Raw genomic sequence first — 17,303 nt, 5'->3', positions numbered from 1 at the left:
CGATGCTGAAAAATTGGATTAATACGTTTTTTTATCACATTAAAAACAATAAGCTGTTTTCGATTCTGAATATTTTAGGATTGTCAATCGGAATGGCGACGTTGATTTTTGCGATTCTTTTTTGGAACGACGAACATTCTTATGATCAATGGAATCCTGAAAAAGATAAAATTTTCTCGGTTCTAAATGACATCGGAAACCATAATATCTGGACGTCAAATGCCGCTACAACGGGACCGATGTTAAAAGCTGTTTCTTCTGACGTAGAAAGTTACTGTTACTTTTATGCAGAATATGCCAAAGATGTTATTTCATATCAGGGCAAAAAAGAAATGTTCAATAAGATTTTTACCGCTCAAAATAATTTTTTCTCTTTTTTCCCTTATCAGTTTATTCATGGAAATCCAAAAACAGCACTTCAGGATTTAAACAGCATTGCTATATCTGAAGAAGCCGCAGAACGTTTGTTTGGCAAAGAAAATCCGATGGGAAAAATTGTCAAATATGACAATAAAGTTTTTACCGTTCGAGGCGTTTATAGAATAAACGAAAAATCGTCTGTAATGCCACAAGCCGTTACAACGCTAATAGAATATGATTTACAACGTACAAAAAACGAATGGACTTACCATTACGGATTGGTTTTAAAATTAAAGAATCCAAATGCGACGGAAGCAGTCGTAAAAACGATGGACCGTATTTTCTTTGATAATTGTACTAAAGTCTATGCAAAACAAGAAGGTATAACAGTAAATGAATTTATAAAAAAATATGGCGAACCCGTTAAAACTAGTTTATTACCATTGCCAGATGCAAAACTTTACACGGGAAGTCAGCCATTTTCTGAGCAAAACGGAAATTTACAATATCTACTCATTTTCATGGGTTTATCGATCTTAATTCTTGTTCTTTCTATCGTAAATTATATTAATCTGGCTACTGCAAATGCCATAAAAAGAGCTAAAGAAATTGGCGTAAGAAAAATTTCCGGCGCAGGAAAATCGCAGATTATTGCTCAGTTTGTTTTTGAAACCGCTTTGATTACTATTTTTTCTGCATTATTGGCTTTGGTTTTTGTAGAAGTACTAATGCCTTACTACAACTCTTTTTTAGAGAAAGATCTTCATCTTATCGGCACTCAGTTTTATATTCAGTTAATAATAATTACACTTTTGGTAATTATTGTTTCGGGAGTTTTGCCTGCGATTTATGTTTCTAATTTTGAAGTTTTGAAAGTTTTAAAAGGAAATTTTTCGCGCAGTAAAAAAGGAATCTGGCTCCGCAACGGAATGCTGGTTTTACAATTTGCAATCGCTGTGTTTTTTATCATTGGATCTTTTATCGTTTACAAACAGGTCAATTTTATGGCCGAAAAAGATTTAGGTTTTAAAGGCGCACAAGTTTTGGATATTACTTTTAAAGCCAGAAAAGAAGGAACGCAATACGAGCGATACAAAACCATAAAACCACAAATGATGCAGATAAAAGGTATCGAAGGAGTTTCGACCGCTTTATTTGCAATGGGATCTCAAGAAAATTCATGGTCAAGTATCGATTACAAAAATCTCAAACCTTTCTTAGTACAAGAAATGGCAATGGATTTTAATATGCTGGACATGCTGGACATTAAACTTTTGAAAGGACGAAAATTAAGTCCTGCTTTTTCTTCAGATACTATTTCATCGGTTTTAATAAATGAAGAAACTGCAAAGCTGCTTGGCGAAAAAGATCCTTTAAACAAAACAATTATTTGGAGAGAAGAAAAAGTGAAGATTGTTGGTGTCGTTAATAACTTTAATTATTTCGGGTTTGAAAGCCGAATTTCGCCTATGGTTTTCTTTTATGTCACTAAAATTAATGGCGTAAAAGATGATATCAGACATATTTTTGTAAAGGTTTCACCAAACGATATGTCGCAGACTATAAGCAGTCTTAACAAATTCTGGACAGAAAAAGTAGATTCTGAATATCCGTTTGAATATGGTTTTGTGGATAAAAACTATGCGCGAAACTTTAAGAAATACGAAAATCAAAGAAACTTATTCGCCTTATTGAATATCATTGTAATTCTAATCGCCGTTTTCGGATTATTTTCTCTTGCCTCTTTTTCTATGGAAAGACGATCAAAAGAAATTGCCATCAGAAAAACTTTGGGTGCAGAAACCAATATTTTACTCAAAGAATTATCCAGACAATATGTTATTTTTTGCATAATCGGGTTTATAATCGGAATTATCCCGGCGTATATTTTACTGGAAAAATGGCTTGAAAATTTTGCCTTCAGGATTGATATTCCTGTACTTCCTTTCGTTTTTGCTTTTTTCTTTTTACTCTTTTTGACTTTGACAATTGTATTGACAAAAGCATATCAGGTAACCAAAATTGATGTTTTGCGCTATTTGAAATACGAGTAATAAAGCTCTCCTTTTTCCTTATTAACCTTACCACCAAAAAATATGATCCTCAATTATATTCACATTTTTATTTATAATTTAAAACACAGCAAAGTTTTTTCAGCTTTAAACATTTCGGGATTAGCCATCGGAATTGCCGGAATCATTTTCGCTTTACTTTATTGGAACGACGAACACAACTATAATAAATGGAATCCCGAAAAAGACAACGTTTATCAGGTTTTGGTTCAATTAACCGACATGCCTGTAATGGCAGAACATCCTGTAAGTTTAAAACCTTATTTAGAAAATGATCCTAATGTAGAGAACATTGTTTATGCCGACAGCTGGTATCAAAAAGACAAGATTATTTTCAAAGACAAAAAAGAATTTGTCGACAAAATCATCAATGTCGAGAGTGATTTCTTTTCGCTCTTTCCTTTTAAAATCATAAAAGGAAATATGACTTCGCCATTGGAAAATGAAAACAGTATCGCAATCTCTGAAAATGTAGCGCTGCGCATTTTTGGAACTAAAAACCCAATCGGCCAGCAAATTAATTGTTTAAATGGTGTTTGCACTGTAAATGCTGTTTACAAAATTCCCGGCAATTCTTCTCTTGCGCCAAATATGGTGCTTAGAAGAATGAAAGATTTAATGAATCCCAAAAATCAGCAAGGGCTTTTCTCATTTAAAATTTTACTAAAAATAAAAGATCCTTTAAAAACAGAAAGTACCCGAAAAATGCTCGAAAAAGCATATTACAATGAAGTAATTGTATTAAATGCAAAACAAGCTGGTTTTACTGTTCAGGAAATGGAAAAGAAAATTGGCCATTTTAAGGTTTTTATGGAACCGCTTTCAGACGCCAGATTACATTCTGCCATTGATGGATATCCAGAAGGAAGAGGAAATTATCAGTTTTTACTAATTATGTTTGGTTTATCCATCTTGATCTTGATTATATCTATTATCAATTATATCAATATGGCAACCGCCAATGCTATAAAAAGAGCCAAAGAAGTTGGTGTTCGTAAAGTTCTCGGCGCTTCAAAAAGCGATATTATTTTACAGTTTATTTTTGAAACCGTTTTAATAAGTTCTTTTTCAATTTTACTGGCTTTAGTACTTGCAGAAGTGACACTGCCACTTTACAACAACTTTTTGGGCAAAAATTTAACGATGATTCAGGGCCAGTTTTACGTACAATTAATCCTGATTTTTATCGCGACGGTTTTGCTTGCGGGAATATTTCCAGCACTTTATGTTTCTAATTTTGAAACTATTAAAGTCTTAAAAGGCAATTTTGAAAGAAGTAAAAACGGAATCTGGCTGAGAAACGGAATGCTGATTTTTCAGTTTGCAATTGCTTCCTTTTTTATTATTGGTTCTAATATCGTTTACAAGCAAATTCAATATTTAAGCAATAAAGATTTAGGTTTTAAAGGAAATCAGGTCGTGGCCATCAATCTAAATTTTCCTCATACTTATTATGAAGGAGACCAACCTGGAACCCAAATTTTTAATCGATACAATGCTGTAAAACAAGAATTAAACAAAATCAAAGGCGTAGATAAAGTTTCTACCGGAATCTTTTCTTTTGATGGTTCAGACAATTCGTTATCTCCAGTATTATACAACGAAGTACTTTTTAAACAGCGCTCTATTGGTATCGATTATGGAATGTTGGATTTATTGAAAATAAAAATGCTGAAAGGAAGAGAAATTGATCCAAAATACGCGTCAGATACTATAAACTCAGTCATGATAAATGAAACGTCTCAGAAATTAATGAATATAAAAGATCCCATCGGGAAAGAATTCTTAATGAGAGGTCAGAAATTAAAGATAATTGGCATTGTTAAAGATTTTAATTTATTAAGTCCAGAAAGCGCTGTTCCTCCAATGGTTTTTTACCATATTAAAACCTTAGATATGGGAGAAAACATGAATATGCTGTATGTACGATTAAAATCGGACAACATAGCAAACACAATGGCTGAAATTGAAAATTTCTGGAAGACAAAAGTCGACACCGATTATCCATTTAAATACGATTTTGTAGATAAACAATATGCCAGAACTTATGAAGTTTATACCAAACAAAAGAATTTGTTTTCGCTTTTAAATATTGTTGTAATTCTGATTACGCTTTTTGGTTTATTTGCTTTAGCATCTTATTCTATTCAAAGAAGAATGAAAGAAATCGCGATTAGAAAAACGCTTGGCGCTGAAACCAATGTTTTATTGAAAGAATTATCCAAACAGTATATTTTTTACTGCATAATCGGTTTTCTACTTGCTCTGTTTCCTGTCTACTATTTCTTGACAAAGTGGCTCGAAAATTTTGCTTTTAGAATTGACATCAGCATCATTCCATTTATTTCCAGTTTTATTGTTTTGATGCTTTTAACTTTAATCATTGTTTTATCACGCGCCTATTTGGCCACAAAAGCAGATGTTTTACACTATTTAAAATACGAGTAAATCGAATCTTTAATTATTAATTCACATTCATTAAAATAAAAAAAGCCTGTAAAATCAGTATTTACAGGCTTTTTACTTTCAATCTCTATTTAAATTTTCATCGAATATTTCTTTGGTTTCATACCAATATGCTGTTCAAAAACCCTCGAAAAATGACTCATATTTGTAAATCCTAATTGATAACCCACTTCAGAAATCGTGAGATGATTTGTTTTTAAAAGTCTTGCAGCTTCCTGCATTCGAAGTGATTGATAAAACTCAAAAACACCTTTACCAAAAGTCTGCTTAAATAATTTTCGAAGTTTGGGTTCGCTCATTCTCGCTTCAATCGCTAGATTGGCAATATTCGGTGGTTCATCCAAATGCGTTTCCAAATGTGTTTTAATGGCATAAATTGCTTTGATGTCTTCTATATGCATATTGCTTGTCGGAATTGCTTCGCGTTGCATTAAAAGCGCAAAAATGTAACAAAGCAATTCTTCGCATTTTAATTTATAAAAATGACTTTCAAAACTTTCGGGAACAGATTGATTCAGGATTTCAGTTGCTGTTTTAATAATTTCTGAAGAAATACCAGTTTCAAAAACAAAATTATCTTTTGCTTCCAATACACTTTCTACAATCGGATGTTTTACAGTTCCAAAAAAAGAATGCAGATATTGTTTGGAAACCGCAATTGTAATACTCGAAAAAATAGTATTTGAAGGCATTGCCATAACCGAAGAAACTGCGTGTTTACAGATTAAAACACTCGCTTTTTCTGAAGCCAATTCTTTTTCGTTAGAAGGAAAAACACTGCTCAATAAAAAAATCACATCTTCTTGTCCTTCAGCAAATTCATTGACACGTTCAATTAAAACTTCTTCATTAAGATGGTAATTCCGTATCATCATTCGGAGATTTCCCCAATTAAACCCCGTAATAAAACCGCCTCCTTTGTTTTCTGGAATATAAATAAAACGTCCTTTTACAATTGCCCCAATAGCTTCTGCAAATCTGAACATAATTCCAGAACCGTGATCGGTAAGAGATATTTTCATTTACGACTATTTTTATATTATATATAAATATTTTAGCTGTAAAAATACACATAATTTTGTAATGAAAATAATGAACATTAAATAAAACAAAAAGATATGTTATTAGATAATAAACAAATAGCTATTATTGGCGGCGGTCCGGGAGGTTTAACCTTAGCTAGATTATTACAACAAAAAGGGGCAGATGTAAAAGTTTACGAAAGAGATTTAAATAGAGAACAGCGCATTCAAGGCGGCACCTTAGATCTTCACACAGAATCTGGTTTAGCGGCTTTAGAAAAATCAGGATTGATAGAAGAATTCAAAGCGACTTACAGACCTGGAAATGACAGGCTTCGTGTTCTAAATGAGAAAGCAGAAATTTTCTTTGATGAACATGAAAAAGAAATTACAAGAGATTTTGGAGACGCACATTTTAGACCCGAAATCGACAGAGGTCCGCTTCGCAGTCTTTTGCTAGATTCCCTAAACCCAGAAACCGTTGTTTGGGATAGTCATATTATTTCAATTGAAAAAGTGGCAGATAAATGGAAAATAATTTTCAAGAATGGCCAAACTGTATTTGCTGATATTGTAATTGGTTCAGACGGCGCAAATTCTAAAATTCGTCCGTTTGTTACTTTAATAAAACCTTTTTATTCTGGCGTTACGATTTTAGAAAAGAACATTCCGAATGCTGAAATAAATGCTCCAAAAATCTACAACTTATTACAAGGCGGTAAAATTATGGCTTTTGGCGATTCTAAAACTATCAGCGGAAGCGTAAAAGGCGACGGGAGCATTGATTTCTATATTGGTTTTAATGCTGATGCCGATTGGTACAAAAACTGCGGTATCGATTTTAAAAACAATACTGAAGTTTTAGAATGGTTTAAAAAAGAATATTCGAAATGGGACAATGTTTATCAAGAATTGTTTCTATACGCAAATACCCCTTTTACGCCGAGACCTTTACATTGTATGCCATTAGACCAATACTGGGACTCACATTCTAATATTACCATAATTGGAGACGCCGCACATTTAATGCCTCCATACGCAGGCGAAGGCGTAAACATGGCGATGCTTGATGCGCTGCAATTAAGTGAAAGTTTGACGAATGAAAATTTTACTGATTTAAAAACAGCCATTTCGCATTACGAAAAACAAATGTTCGAAAGATTTGCCAAAGTCGGAAAAGAAACCATGGACAATACCGAATGGATGCATTCTCCCGACGGATTGAAGAATATTCTAGAAATGTTTCAATTTCATTAAAAATGTAAGGCGGTACTTTAAAAAGTATCGCTTTTCTTTTTGTGTACTAAAAATATATTTTTAATTACTATTATTTCACAAAAAGAACTTTCCTTACAAAAAAATCTTTCCTAAATTCGTTCCCAATTCAAATTAACCTACTAATCCCAAATTAGTTTATGAAACATTTATTACTTGCATCTCTAATGATGCTTTCTTGCTCTATATGGGCACAATCTGCAACAGGATATTTTGACAGAGCCATGAAAAAAGCCGAAGCTGGCAACACAAAAGGCGCCATTGCAGATTACACCAAAGCCATAAGCATGAATTCTAAATTTGTAGAAGCCTACCAAAACAGAGGTGTCGCAAAAGTTAAAATCAACGATCTAAAAGGAGCACTTGCTGATTTTACCAAAACGATCGAACTTGACCTTATGAATGCGGATGCTTTTACCGGCAGAGCCAATGTCAATTACAAACTCGAAAAATATCAGGAAGCAATTGAAGATTGTTCGGCTTCTTTAGGAATAAATCCGAAAGATTATATTGCTTATAATTTGAGAGGCTTAGCATATAATAAAATCGGAGACAAGAAGAAAGCTTGTCAAGATTTTACTAAAGCAATCGAATTAGGTAGCCAAAGCGCCGCAAAAAACAAAGCTACTTTCTGTAAATAGTAAAATACAAAAAAAAACTTTTAAGAGCAATCTTCTAAATAACATAGACAGATTGCTCTTTTTTTAGCAAAACATTAAATTTAGTGCAAAGAATGTAAATGTTATACTATAAAATATACATTTTTTCAAAACAAACCTATAATTTCCTTTCTTTTTAATGTAGTTTTAAGGTCGCATTTAAGATTTTATTTTATTTTTGTTGACCTTAATCGCAGAAAATGATAAACAACATTAAAACTGTTTTCAGTATTAAAGACCTTGAGAACTTATCAGGAATAAAAGCGCATACCATCCGTATTTGGGAAAAGAGATACAGCATCCTTGAACCAATGCGAACCGACACCAACATTAGACTTTATAACCTTCAAAATCTGCAGAAACTATTAAATATCACGTTACTGCACGAGTACGGATATAAGATTTCTAAAATAGCAACCTATCCTGAGGAAAGAATTCCGCAGCTGGTTCGTGAAATTATTTCTAAGAAAAACTCTCAAAACTACGCCATTACTTCTTTCAAAATGGCGATGATGAACTTTGATCAGGAGTTGTTTTTCAATACTTTCGATTGGTTAATTTCGGAGAAAACGTTTAAAGAAGTTTTTAAAGAACATTTTTTACCTCTTCTAAAAGAGCTTGGATTATTATGGCAGTCAGAAACGATCACGCCGGCAAATGAACATTTTATGAGTCATTTGATCAAACAAAAAATATTGATTTATACAGAAAGTCTTCAAATTAGAAAACCAACCAAGACTGACCGAATTTTTGTTCTATCGCTTCCGCTAAATGAAATTCACCAAATCGGTTTATTATACCTTCAATATGAAATTCTAGATAAAGGTTACAAAACCATTTATTTAGGAGAAAGCATGCCGATTGAAAACCTGCAGGATTTAACCAAACATTTTGAGAACATTACGTTTGTTTCTTTCATGACCATTCAGCCGGATCGAAGCGTAATTAATCAATATGTAAAATCTATGGGACAGAAATTGCTTCAAAAAAACAACGAAATCTGGCTTATGGGAAAAATGGTAGAACACATCGACCAGAAAGTTTTATCAGACAGAATCAGGATTTTTGACTCGATGGAAGAAACTATTAACATGATCTAATTTTATTTTGTTTAAAGTTTTTCTATATTTGTTAAACAAATGAGAAAAACTGTCGCAATACTTGGTTCTGGCTTTTCTTCTTTAGCCGCCGCTTGTTACCTTGCTCAGCAAGGAAACGACGTTACTATTTACGAAAAAAATGAGACTATCGGAGGTCGTGCCAGACAATTTAAAAAAGACGGTTTTACCTTTGATATGGGACCAAGCTGGTATTGGATGCCCGATGTTTTTGAACGTTTTTTTAACGATTTCAATAAAAAAACAGCTGATTATTATGAGCTTGTAAAACTCAATCCTGCTTATCGCGTTTATTTTGGTATTGAAGATTTCATTGCCATTTATGATAATCTTGACGAAATAAAATCAACTTTTGAAACTATCGAAAAAGGAAGCGGACAAAAACTCCAAAAATTTATCGACAGTGCCAAAAGCAATTATGATATTGCGATAAAAGATTTGGTTTACCGTCCCGGAATTTCTCCGTTAGAATTGGTTACGCCCAAAACTATTTTAAAACTAAATCAGTTTTTTGGTTCTGTAAGTCAGGATATCCGAAGAGAATTCAAAAACGAAAAACTCATTCAGATTCTCGAATTTCCTGTTTTATTTTTGGGAGCAAAACCAACCAAAACGCCTTCCTTTTATAATTTTATGAATTATGCCGATTTCGGTCTCGGAACTTGGCATCCTAAAACGGGAATGTTCGACGTTGTTCTCGGAATCGAAAAACTGGCTATGGAACTTGGCGTAAAAATCAAAACCAATGCTGCAGTTGATAAAATAGTGGTAAAAAACAAAACCGCTGTCGGAATCACTTCTAACGGAAAACATATTCCTGCCGATATTGTAGTAAGCGGTGCCGATTATCAGCATACTGAAACATTATTAGAAAAAGAAAACCGAGCTTATTCGGAGAAATATTGGCAGAATAGAGTTTTTGCACCTTCTTCCCTCCTATTCTTTTTAGGTTTCAATAAAAAAATAGAAAACATTTCGCATCACGCTTTGTTCTTTGATGCCGATTTTAATCAGCATGCGATTGATATTTATGATAATCCAAAATGGCCTGAAGAACCTTTATTCTACGCCAATTTCCCATCTAAAACAGATCCGACTGCTGCGCCCGACGGAATGGAATCAGGTTTTTTCTTAATTCCACTTGCACCAGGAATAAACGATTCTGAAGCACTTCGAGAAGAATATTTTGACAAGATAATTTCTCGTTTTGAAAAAATCACCAAACAAGAAATAAAAAATAGTATTGTATTTAAAAAATCATTCTGCAAAAACGACTTTGTAAACGACTATAACGCCTGCAAAGGAAACGCTTACGGAATGGCAAATACTTTATTACAAACGGCTTTTCTGCGCCCTAAACTAAAAAGTAAAAAAGTCCGAAACTTATATTTTACAGGACAATTGACAGTTCCTGGGCCGGGTGTTCCGCCCGCTTTAATTTCTGGAAAACTAGTTGCCGAGTTAATTCAAAAATCATTAAAAGCTAAAAAATGAAATCAATCTTCGACACCGTTTCTTTCAAATGCAGTAAGCTTGTAACACAAAATTACAGCACCTCATTTTCTTTAGCTGTCAAAATGCTGTCGCCAAGTATTCGCGAAGCCATATACAGCATTTACGGATTTGTACGTCTCGCAGACGAAATTGTAGATTCTTTTCATGATTTTGATAAAGAAAGTCTTTTAAATGATTTTGAAATTGAATATTATAAAGCTGTGGAAAATGGCATCAGTTTGAATCCGATTCTCAATTCGTTTCAGCAAACTGTAAAGCAAAATAATATCACCGATGATCTTATTCAGGCTTTTCTAAAAAGTATGAAGCTCGATCTTAGTAAATCAACTTACAATACGCAAACCGAATACGAAGATTATATCTATGGTTCTGCAGATGTTGTGGGCTTAATGTGCCTGAAAGTCTTTGTAAAAGGAAATGAACAGAAATACGAACAGCTTAAATTTGAAGCTATGAAATTAGGTTCGGCTTTTCAGAAAGTAAATTTTCTTCGTGATTTAAAAGAGGACAACTTACTCTTAAACCGAAACTATTTTCCTGGAGTCGACCTTAATAATTTTACTGAACATTCTAAAATTGCGATTATAAACGAAATAGAAGAAGATTTCAGAATCGCTTTTGAAGGAATTATAAAACTCCCGATAGAGGCTAAATTTGGCGTCTATACCGCTTATGTTTATTATAAAAAATTACTCAAAAAGCTTAAAAATACGCCGTATTACGAAATCGGAAGTTCGAGAATTAGGGTATCTAATTATACAAAAGCAGGACTTTTGGCGCAGAGTTTTGTAACTTATAAGCTTAAGATGGTTTAAGGAAAGGTACTGAGGGGCTAAGGTTCTAAGTTACAAAGCCTCTAACTTACTAAGATGCTAAGGCGTCAACTGTTGTCATTTCTCCTTTCAGTCGAAATGGCAAATTAAAACAAATAATTTAAGTTTTAAATCCTAACTTTAATACATACAAAATATAAAATGATTTCTTTTTTGATCTTTATAAGTGTTTTTTTGTTCATGGAATGCGTTACTTGGCTTACGCACAAATACATCATGCACGGATTTATGTGGTATTTTCATGCCGATCATCATCAGCCTAAATACGAGCATACTTTTGAGCGCAACGATATTTTCTTTGTTATTTTCGCCACTCCGAGCATTACGCTTTTTTATTTTGGTGTTCAGGGCGGTTTCAATTATTTATTTTTCATTGCCTGTGGCATTACACTTTATGGAGCTTGCTACTTTTTAATTCACGATGTTTTAATACATCAGCGTTTTAAATGGTTTAAAAACACCAAAAACAAATACCTAATCGGTTTACGAAAAGCCCACAAAATGCATCACAAACATATGGGTAAAGAACATGGAGAATGTTTCGGAATGTTATTCGTTCCTTTTAAATATTATAGAATGTAAAATCTGTAAACTATATTCTGAATTTTCCCGCAGATTTAAAATTTGTTTAATTCGTAATAAAAAAGTTAAACACAGATTTCACAGATTTTCACAGATTTAAAATTGATGTGATTCGTGGCAGTCAAAAGTTTCACGCAGATATCGCAGATTTTAGCAGATTTAGATTTGTGTAATTCGTGTAATTCGTGGCGATAAAAAAGTTTCTCGCAGATCTCGCAGATTTAGCAGATTAAAAATTGGTACAATTCGTGAATTCGTGGCAAAAAAACACAGCAAATTTAGAATTTTAAAAATTTGATTTTAAAGTAATTATGAAACTATACAAAATAGAAACCGTACAGCATTTAAATACAACTATAGAACAATGCTGGGATTTTTTTTCTAGTCCAAAAAATCTCCAGACCATTACTCCAGATAATATGAGTTTTGTAATTCAGGATTTTGACGAAAAGAGAATGTATCCAGGGCAAATTATTACTTATACTTTAAAACCTCTTTTAGGAATTAAGGTTTCATGGGTTACAGAAATTACGGTCGCAAAAGAAAATGAGTATTTTATCGATATTCAGCTTTTTGGTCCATATAAATTATGGCATCACAAACACTTTTTTGCGCCAACCGAAACAGGTGTAAAAATGACCGACATTGTTCATTATGCTTTACCTTTTGGCTTTTTAGGTCGTATTATGAATAAATTGGTTGTAGAAAATAAAGTCAAATCCATTTTCGATTATCGACGCAATAAAATTGAGGAATTATTTAATTCTAAAAAATAGAACTGAATAGTTTTCTGCCACGAATTCACGAATTATCATTGAATATGATTTATAAAAAATTCGTGAATTCGTGGCTATAAAAATATATATAATGACAAAACAAAAAATAGCTTTTTTCTGGTTTCGACGTGATTTACGTCTTGATGATAACTTCGGATTATTCAACGCCTTACATTCTGATTTCCCTGTAATTCCATTATTTATTTTTGATGAAGATATACTGGACAATCTTCCAAAAAATGATGCCAGAGTCAGTTTTATTTATGATTCACTTGAAAAGATAAACACGCAGCTCAAAGAAATTAATTCATCCCTTTTAATCAAAAAAGGAAAACCATTAGAAATTTGGAAAACCCTTTTGGAAGAATATGATATTCAAAAGGTTTTCTTCAATAAAGATTACGAACCATTTGCCATAAAACGTGATTTGGCAGTTATCGAATTATTAAAACAAAACAATATCGAAGCGCTTTCTTTTAAAGATCATGTCGTTTTTGAAGAAAAAGAAATCACAAAATCAGACGGACTTCCTTATACCGTATACACACCTTATAAAAATAAATGGCTGGAGAAATATCATTTTAAAGGTGTAGAAGAATATCAAACCGAAACCTTGTTTTCAAATTTCGCCAAAAATGACTTTAAATTTCCAAAACTTTCAGAAATTGGATTTGAAAGAAGCGAAATCAAAGTTTTACCACACAATTTAAGTCAGATCAGCCATTATAAAGAAACGCGCGATTTTCCAGCTTTAGACAGCACTTCTTATCTTTCGCCGCATTTACGTTTTGGCACTGTAAGTATTCGAAAATTGGTCAATTGGGCCAACAAAAAAAATCAGACTTTTTTAAGCGAATTAATCTGGAGAGAATTCTTTATTCAGATTCTGTTTAGTTTTCCAAAAGTCATTAATCATAATTTCAAATCGAATTACGACGGCATTCAATGGCGTAATAACGAAGACGATTTTAAACGCTGGTGCGAAGGAAAAACAGGATATCCAATGGTAGATGCAGGAATGCGCCAACTAAACAAAACTGGATATATGCACAATCGCGTGCGTATGGTCGTGGCAAGTTTTCTTTGTAAACATTTACTAATCAACTGGCAGTGGGGTGAAGCGTATTTTGCCGAAAAATTGTTAGATTTTGAATTGGCCTCCAACGTAGGAAATTGGCAATGGGCAGCAGGAACGGGTTGTGATGCTGCGCCTTATTTTAGGGTTTTTAATCCCGAAATTCAGCAAAAGAAATTCGACGAAAAAGGAGAATATATCCGCAAATGGATTCCTGAATTTGATTTGGGTTATAATGAACCAATGGTCGAACATGCTTTTGCCAGAGATCGCGCAATTGCGACTTATAAAGCGGGGATAATTAAATAAAATTCCAAATTTTTAAATTCCAAATTCCAAACTTACTTAACAGATTCATAAAGATTTTCTGCAAAGACAATCGTAGCAGTGCGTCTAACATTTTCATGAAAAATTTTAATAAAAAAATCCAAATTCCAATTTGTAAATTTGGAATTTGGATTTTAAAAATTGGAATTTAAAATTTAAATCTTCTAATATTTCAAATAATTATCAACTATTATTTTCGCCTTCAAATCAAACATTAAATTATACAGACCAAAGAAAGTACGGTTCATGTAAATAAAATGTTTAGAACCGCGATTTCCGTTCATTTTTCGCAGGCTGGTATCTTCTGAAAAACGTTTACCTAATTCGGCAATTGCATTAAAGAAAGTTTCGTCTGCAAAATCGAAAGTATCATTTTGAAACGGTTTTGTGAAAAGCGATAACAAATCATGAAACATCGCTGTAAAGTATTCAATTTCTGAAGGAGTATCGTCTGGACGAAGAATTTCTAATTCGAATAATTTATCATTAAAAAGTTTCTCGTCTGTAATCACATTTTTATTGATTAACTCAAAATACGGTGTATAGAAATCTTCTGGAATCTGTTTCATACAGCCAAAATCAAGTGCAATCAAATTATTATTTTCATCTACCAAAAAGTTGCCCGGATGAGGATCGGCGTGCACTTTCTTTAGAACATGAATCTGATACATGTAAAAATCCCAAAGTGCCTGACCTAACTTATCTCCAACCGCTCTATCTTCGTTAATTGCTGTGAACTCAGAAAGATGAATCCCGCTCATCCAATCCATTGTAATAATTTTCTCTGATGAAAACTCTGGATAGTAATTTGGAAATTTGATGGATTCAATTTTACTACACGCATCTACCACTTCCTGACTTTGTTTCAGCTCAAGCAGATAATTAGTTTCTTCGATTAATTTATCTTCAACTTCTTTAAAATATTTATCCGAATCTTTTCCCTGAAGATTAAACATTCGAATTGCAATCGGTTTTACCAAAGCTAAATCTGAAGAAATACTATTGGCAACTCCAGGATACTGAATTTTTACCGCGAGTTTCTTTCCATCTTTTACCGCCAAATGCACCTGACCGATACTAGCTGCATTTACAGAATTAGGATTGAATTCGTCAAAGATTTCGTAAGGCGTTTTTCCGAAATTGGTTTTAAACGTTTTTAAAACTAACGGAGCAGAAAGCGGCGGTACAGAAAACTGCGAAAGCGAGAATTTCTCGACATATGCTTGAGGCAGGAAATTCTTGTCCATACTCAGCATTTGCGCTACTTTCAACGCGCTTCCTTTTAAGCTTTTTAAACCGTCGTAAATATCTTCTGCGTTATTTTCGTTTAGTTTATCTCGGGTTAAATCTGGATTAACCACTTTCTCAGCATAATGCTTAATGTAGTTAACACCAATTTTTGCGCCGGTTTGAACTAGTTTTCCGGCTCTTTCTATTTTTGAGGTTGGAATATAATCTATCGTTTTCATTGTCTGCTGTATACTTTTTCTTTAAACAAAAATTTTCCCAAATCAATTAAATGATTCATTGGAGCGACATTCATTAATTCAAAAGAAGCATTAACCGATTTTTCGATAAAAATATCTGTTTTTTCAAAAGCGGCCGAATCGTCTTCTTTCCAAAATTTAATCGTAAGCATTAATTGTATCCAAGCCGATTCCTGAATTGTTTTTTCTTGAAATTTTTGAAGTTTCTCTACTTCTATTCTATAATCGTCGGTAAGGATTTCTGAAACGTATTCTTTAAAACTTTCACGAAGTAATGAAAGCTGCGCTAGATTTTTAAGCGGATTTCTATCGATTTTTAAAACCTCAACAACATAACTTCTGTTGGCAGTTAGTACTTCGAAAAAAGTAAAATAAAAACTCAGCATTTTATTTTTCATATCGTACTGCTGATATTCTTCGTTTTTATGAAGAAGATCGACTGTATTGGTAAAAAACATTCTGAAAATTTCTTTCTCCAAACCTTCTAATGTTCCAAAAAAAGCATAAAATTCGGCTTCATCAAAATCATTTTCTTTGGCGAAATGATAAACCGATTTTGGCTTTTGACCCTTCTCTAAAACTTCTTCCATGTATTTAGAAACAATATCTTCTTTACTGATACTCTCATTTTTAGCTGTCATTTCGATTAAATTTAGAATTTGCCATAAAGGTAAGCAATGTTTAAGTACCTTTACTTATCCCTAAACAAAACACGCTGTTAAATAAATTATAAACTATGCCGAAAAATGTCTTATTAACAGGAGGAACGGGATTCATTGGCAGTCATTTAGTTGAGCTGCTTTTGGATAATGGATATACTGTTTCTGTTTTAAGTCGTTCTGCCAAAAAAAGCAATTCACAGATCACCTATTATCAATGGAATTTAAAACAAAATTTCATTGATGAAGAGGCGGTTTTAAAAGCCGATTTTATTATTCATTTGGCAGGTGAAGGCATTGTAGAAAAACGATGGACTAAAAGGCGTAAAAAAGCTATTATTGACAGTCGCGTTCAGCCTATCGAATTAATTCATTCTGTTTTAGTAAAACACAACAAAACGTTCGACGCTTTTATTTCGGCGTCGGGTATTGGAATTTACGGCGCTAAAACCAATCATAAAATCTGTACCGAAAATATGCCTCCTGCAGATGACTTTCTGGGAATTACCTGCCAAAAATGGGAAAATGCAGTGGATGCAATTGGCGCGCTGCAGATTCGAACTGTTAAAGTCAGAACGGGAATTGTGATGGGAAAAGATGAAGGTTTTATGAAAAAGATGATTCCTACTTTCAAATCAGGTTTTGGAGCCGTTATGGGTTCCGGAAAACAATATCTTCCTTGGATTTACATCGATGATTTGTGCAGAATTTATCTAAAAGCAATTACTGACGAAAAACTCGAAGGACCATACAATGCCTGCGTGACCGACAATACTACAAATTCTAGATTTTCTAAAACGCTGGCAAACTTATTCGGTTATACGATTTGGCTTCCAAAAATTCCGCCATTTTTCCTTCGCCTTTTGCTGGGAGAAATGAGCAAAGCGATCTTAGAAGGACAACGTGTTTCTTCTGAAAAAATACAGCAAACAGGCTTTGAATTTCAATTTACAGATTTAGAAAAAACATTGATTAATTGTATCAAATAAATGGTGCTTTTAGGACGCTGATAAAACGGATTTGCTTTTGCAAAGACGCGGATTTACACAGATTTATATTTATTCCATTTTTATATGA

Annotated in this window: 14 protein-coding genes; 11 read left to right on the top strand and 3 right to left on the bottom strand. The window is 33.2% G+C overall.

Going from position 1 to position 17,303, the window contains the following annotated elements; translation table 11 throughout:
• Positions 1-2: 2 nt before the first annotated feature.
• Entirely contained in the window at positions 3-2,414 is a 2,412-nt protein-coding gene (locus ACFSC2_RS03970; protein WP_379816321.1) for an ABC transporter permease, read from the top strand.
• A gap of 42 nt (positions 2,415-2,456) precedes the next feature.
• On the top strand, positions 2,457-4,880 hold the full coding sequence (locus ACFSC2_RS03965; RefSeq protein WP_379816320.1) for an ABC transporter permease: 2,424 nt from the start codon (positions 2,457-2,459) through the stop codon (positions 4,878-4,880).
• An 89-nt stretch (positions 4,881-4,969) separates the two neighbouring features.
• Here the strand turns inward: ACFSC2_RS03965 and ACFSC2_RS03960 are convergent, their stop codons facing one another.
• Positions 4,970-5,920, bottom strand: coding sequence for a helix-turn-helix transcriptional regulator (locus tag ACFSC2_RS03960; protein WP_379816319.1), 951 nt, complete (start codon positions 5,918-5,920; stop codon positions 4,970-4,972).
• A 96-nt stretch (positions 5,921-6,016) separates the two neighbouring features.
• Between ACFSC2_RS03960 and ACFSC2_RS03955 the strand changes: the two genes are divergently transcribed.
• From ACFSC2_RS03955 to ACFSC2_RS03920, 8 genes are all read left to right on the top strand, one after another.
• Positions 6,017-7,177, top strand: coding sequence for an FAD-dependent oxidoreductase (locus tag ACFSC2_RS03955; RefSeq protein ID WP_379816318.1), 1,161 nt, complete (start codon positions 6,017-6,019; stop codon positions 7,175-7,177).
• A 158-nt stretch (positions 7,178-7,335) separates the two neighbouring features.
• The gene (locus ACFSC2_RS03950) at positions 7,336-7,836 is read left to right on the top strand and encodes a tetratricopeptide repeat protein (RefSeq protein WP_379816317.1); all 501 of its coding nucleotides are present in this window, start codon (positions 7,336-7,338) and stop codon (positions 7,834-7,836) included.
• Positions 7,837-8,054: 218 nt separating this feature from the next.
• The gene (locus ACFSC2_RS03945; protein WP_379816316.1) at positions 8,055-8,954 is read left to right on the top strand and encodes a MerR family transcriptional regulator; all 900 of its coding nucleotides are present in this window, start codon (positions 8,055-8,057) and stop codon (positions 8,952-8,954) included.
• Between the two features lie 39 nt (positions 8,955-8,993).
• Positions 8,994-10,466 (top strand): phytoene desaturase family protein, encoded by a 1,473-nt coding sequence (locus ACFSC2_RS03940; protein WP_379816315.1) that lies wholly within the window; start codon positions 8,994-8,996, stop codon positions 10,464-10,466.
• Complete coding sequence (locus ACFSC2_RS03935) at positions 10,463-11,302, top strand: phytoene/squalene synthase family protein (protein ID WP_379816314.1); 840 nt, start codon at positions 10,463-10,465, stop codon at positions 11,300-11,302. The genes ACFSC2_RS03940 and ACFSC2_RS03935 overlap by 4 nt, the downstream gene beginning before the upstream one ends.
• Positions 11,303-11,461: 159 nt before the next feature.
• Positions 11,462-11,902, top strand: a complete 441-nt coding sequence (locus ACFSC2_RS03930) for a sterol desaturase family protein (RefSeq protein ID WP_379816313.1) — start codon at positions 11,462-11,464, stop codon at positions 11,900-11,902.
• 311 nt (positions 11,903-12,213) lie between these two features.
• The gene (locus tag ACFSC2_RS03925; protein WP_379816312.1) at positions 12,214-12,678 is read left to right on the top strand and encodes an SRPBCC family protein; all 465 of its coding nucleotides are present in this window, start codon (positions 12,214-12,216) and stop codon (positions 12,676-12,678) included.
• A 91-nt stretch (positions 12,679-12,769) separates the two neighbouring features.
• On the top strand, positions 12,770-14,062 hold the full coding sequence (locus ACFSC2_RS03920; protein ID WP_379816311.1) for a cryptochrome/photolyase family protein: 1,293 nt from the start codon (positions 12,770-12,772) through the stop codon (positions 14,060-14,062).
• Positions 14,063-14,244: 182 nt separating this feature from the next.
• Here the strand turns inward: ACFSC2_RS03920 and ACFSC2_RS03915 are convergent, their stop codons facing one another.
• Positions 14,245-15,549: an ABC1 kinase family protein gene (locus ACFSC2_RS03915; protein WP_379816310.1), complete on the bottom strand. Its 1,305-nt coding sequence runs from the start codon at positions 15,547-15,549 to the stop codon at positions 14,245-14,247.
• Positions 15,546-16,208, bottom strand: a complete 663-nt coding sequence (locus tag ACFSC2_RS03910) for a TetR family transcriptional regulator C-terminal domain-containing protein (protein ID WP_379816309.1) — start codon at positions 16,206-16,208, stop codon at positions 15,546-15,548. Before ACFSC2_RS03910 ends, ACFSC2_RS03915 begins: the two co-directional genes overlap by 4 nt.
• A gap of 95 nt (positions 16,209-16,303) precedes the next feature.
• On the opposite strand from ACFSC2_RS03910, the gene ACFSC2_RS03905 reads away from it, so the two are divergent.
• Positions 16,304-17,215, top strand: coding sequence for a TIGR01777 family oxidoreductase (locus tag ACFSC2_RS03905; protein WP_379816308.1), 912 nt, complete (start codon positions 16,304-16,306; stop codon positions 17,213-17,215).
• The last annotated feature ends 88 nt before the right edge of the window (positions 17,216-17,303 follow it).

The sequence above is a fragment of the Flavobacterium artemisiae genome, from assembly GCF_042678225.1.
Lineage (GTDB): Bacteria > Bacteroidota > Bacteroidia > Flavobacteriales > Flavobacteriaceae > Flavobacterium > Flavobacterium artemisiae.
Note: the sequence above shows the minus strand (reverse complement) of the source record. Positions and strands in the feature narration are given on the sequence as shown.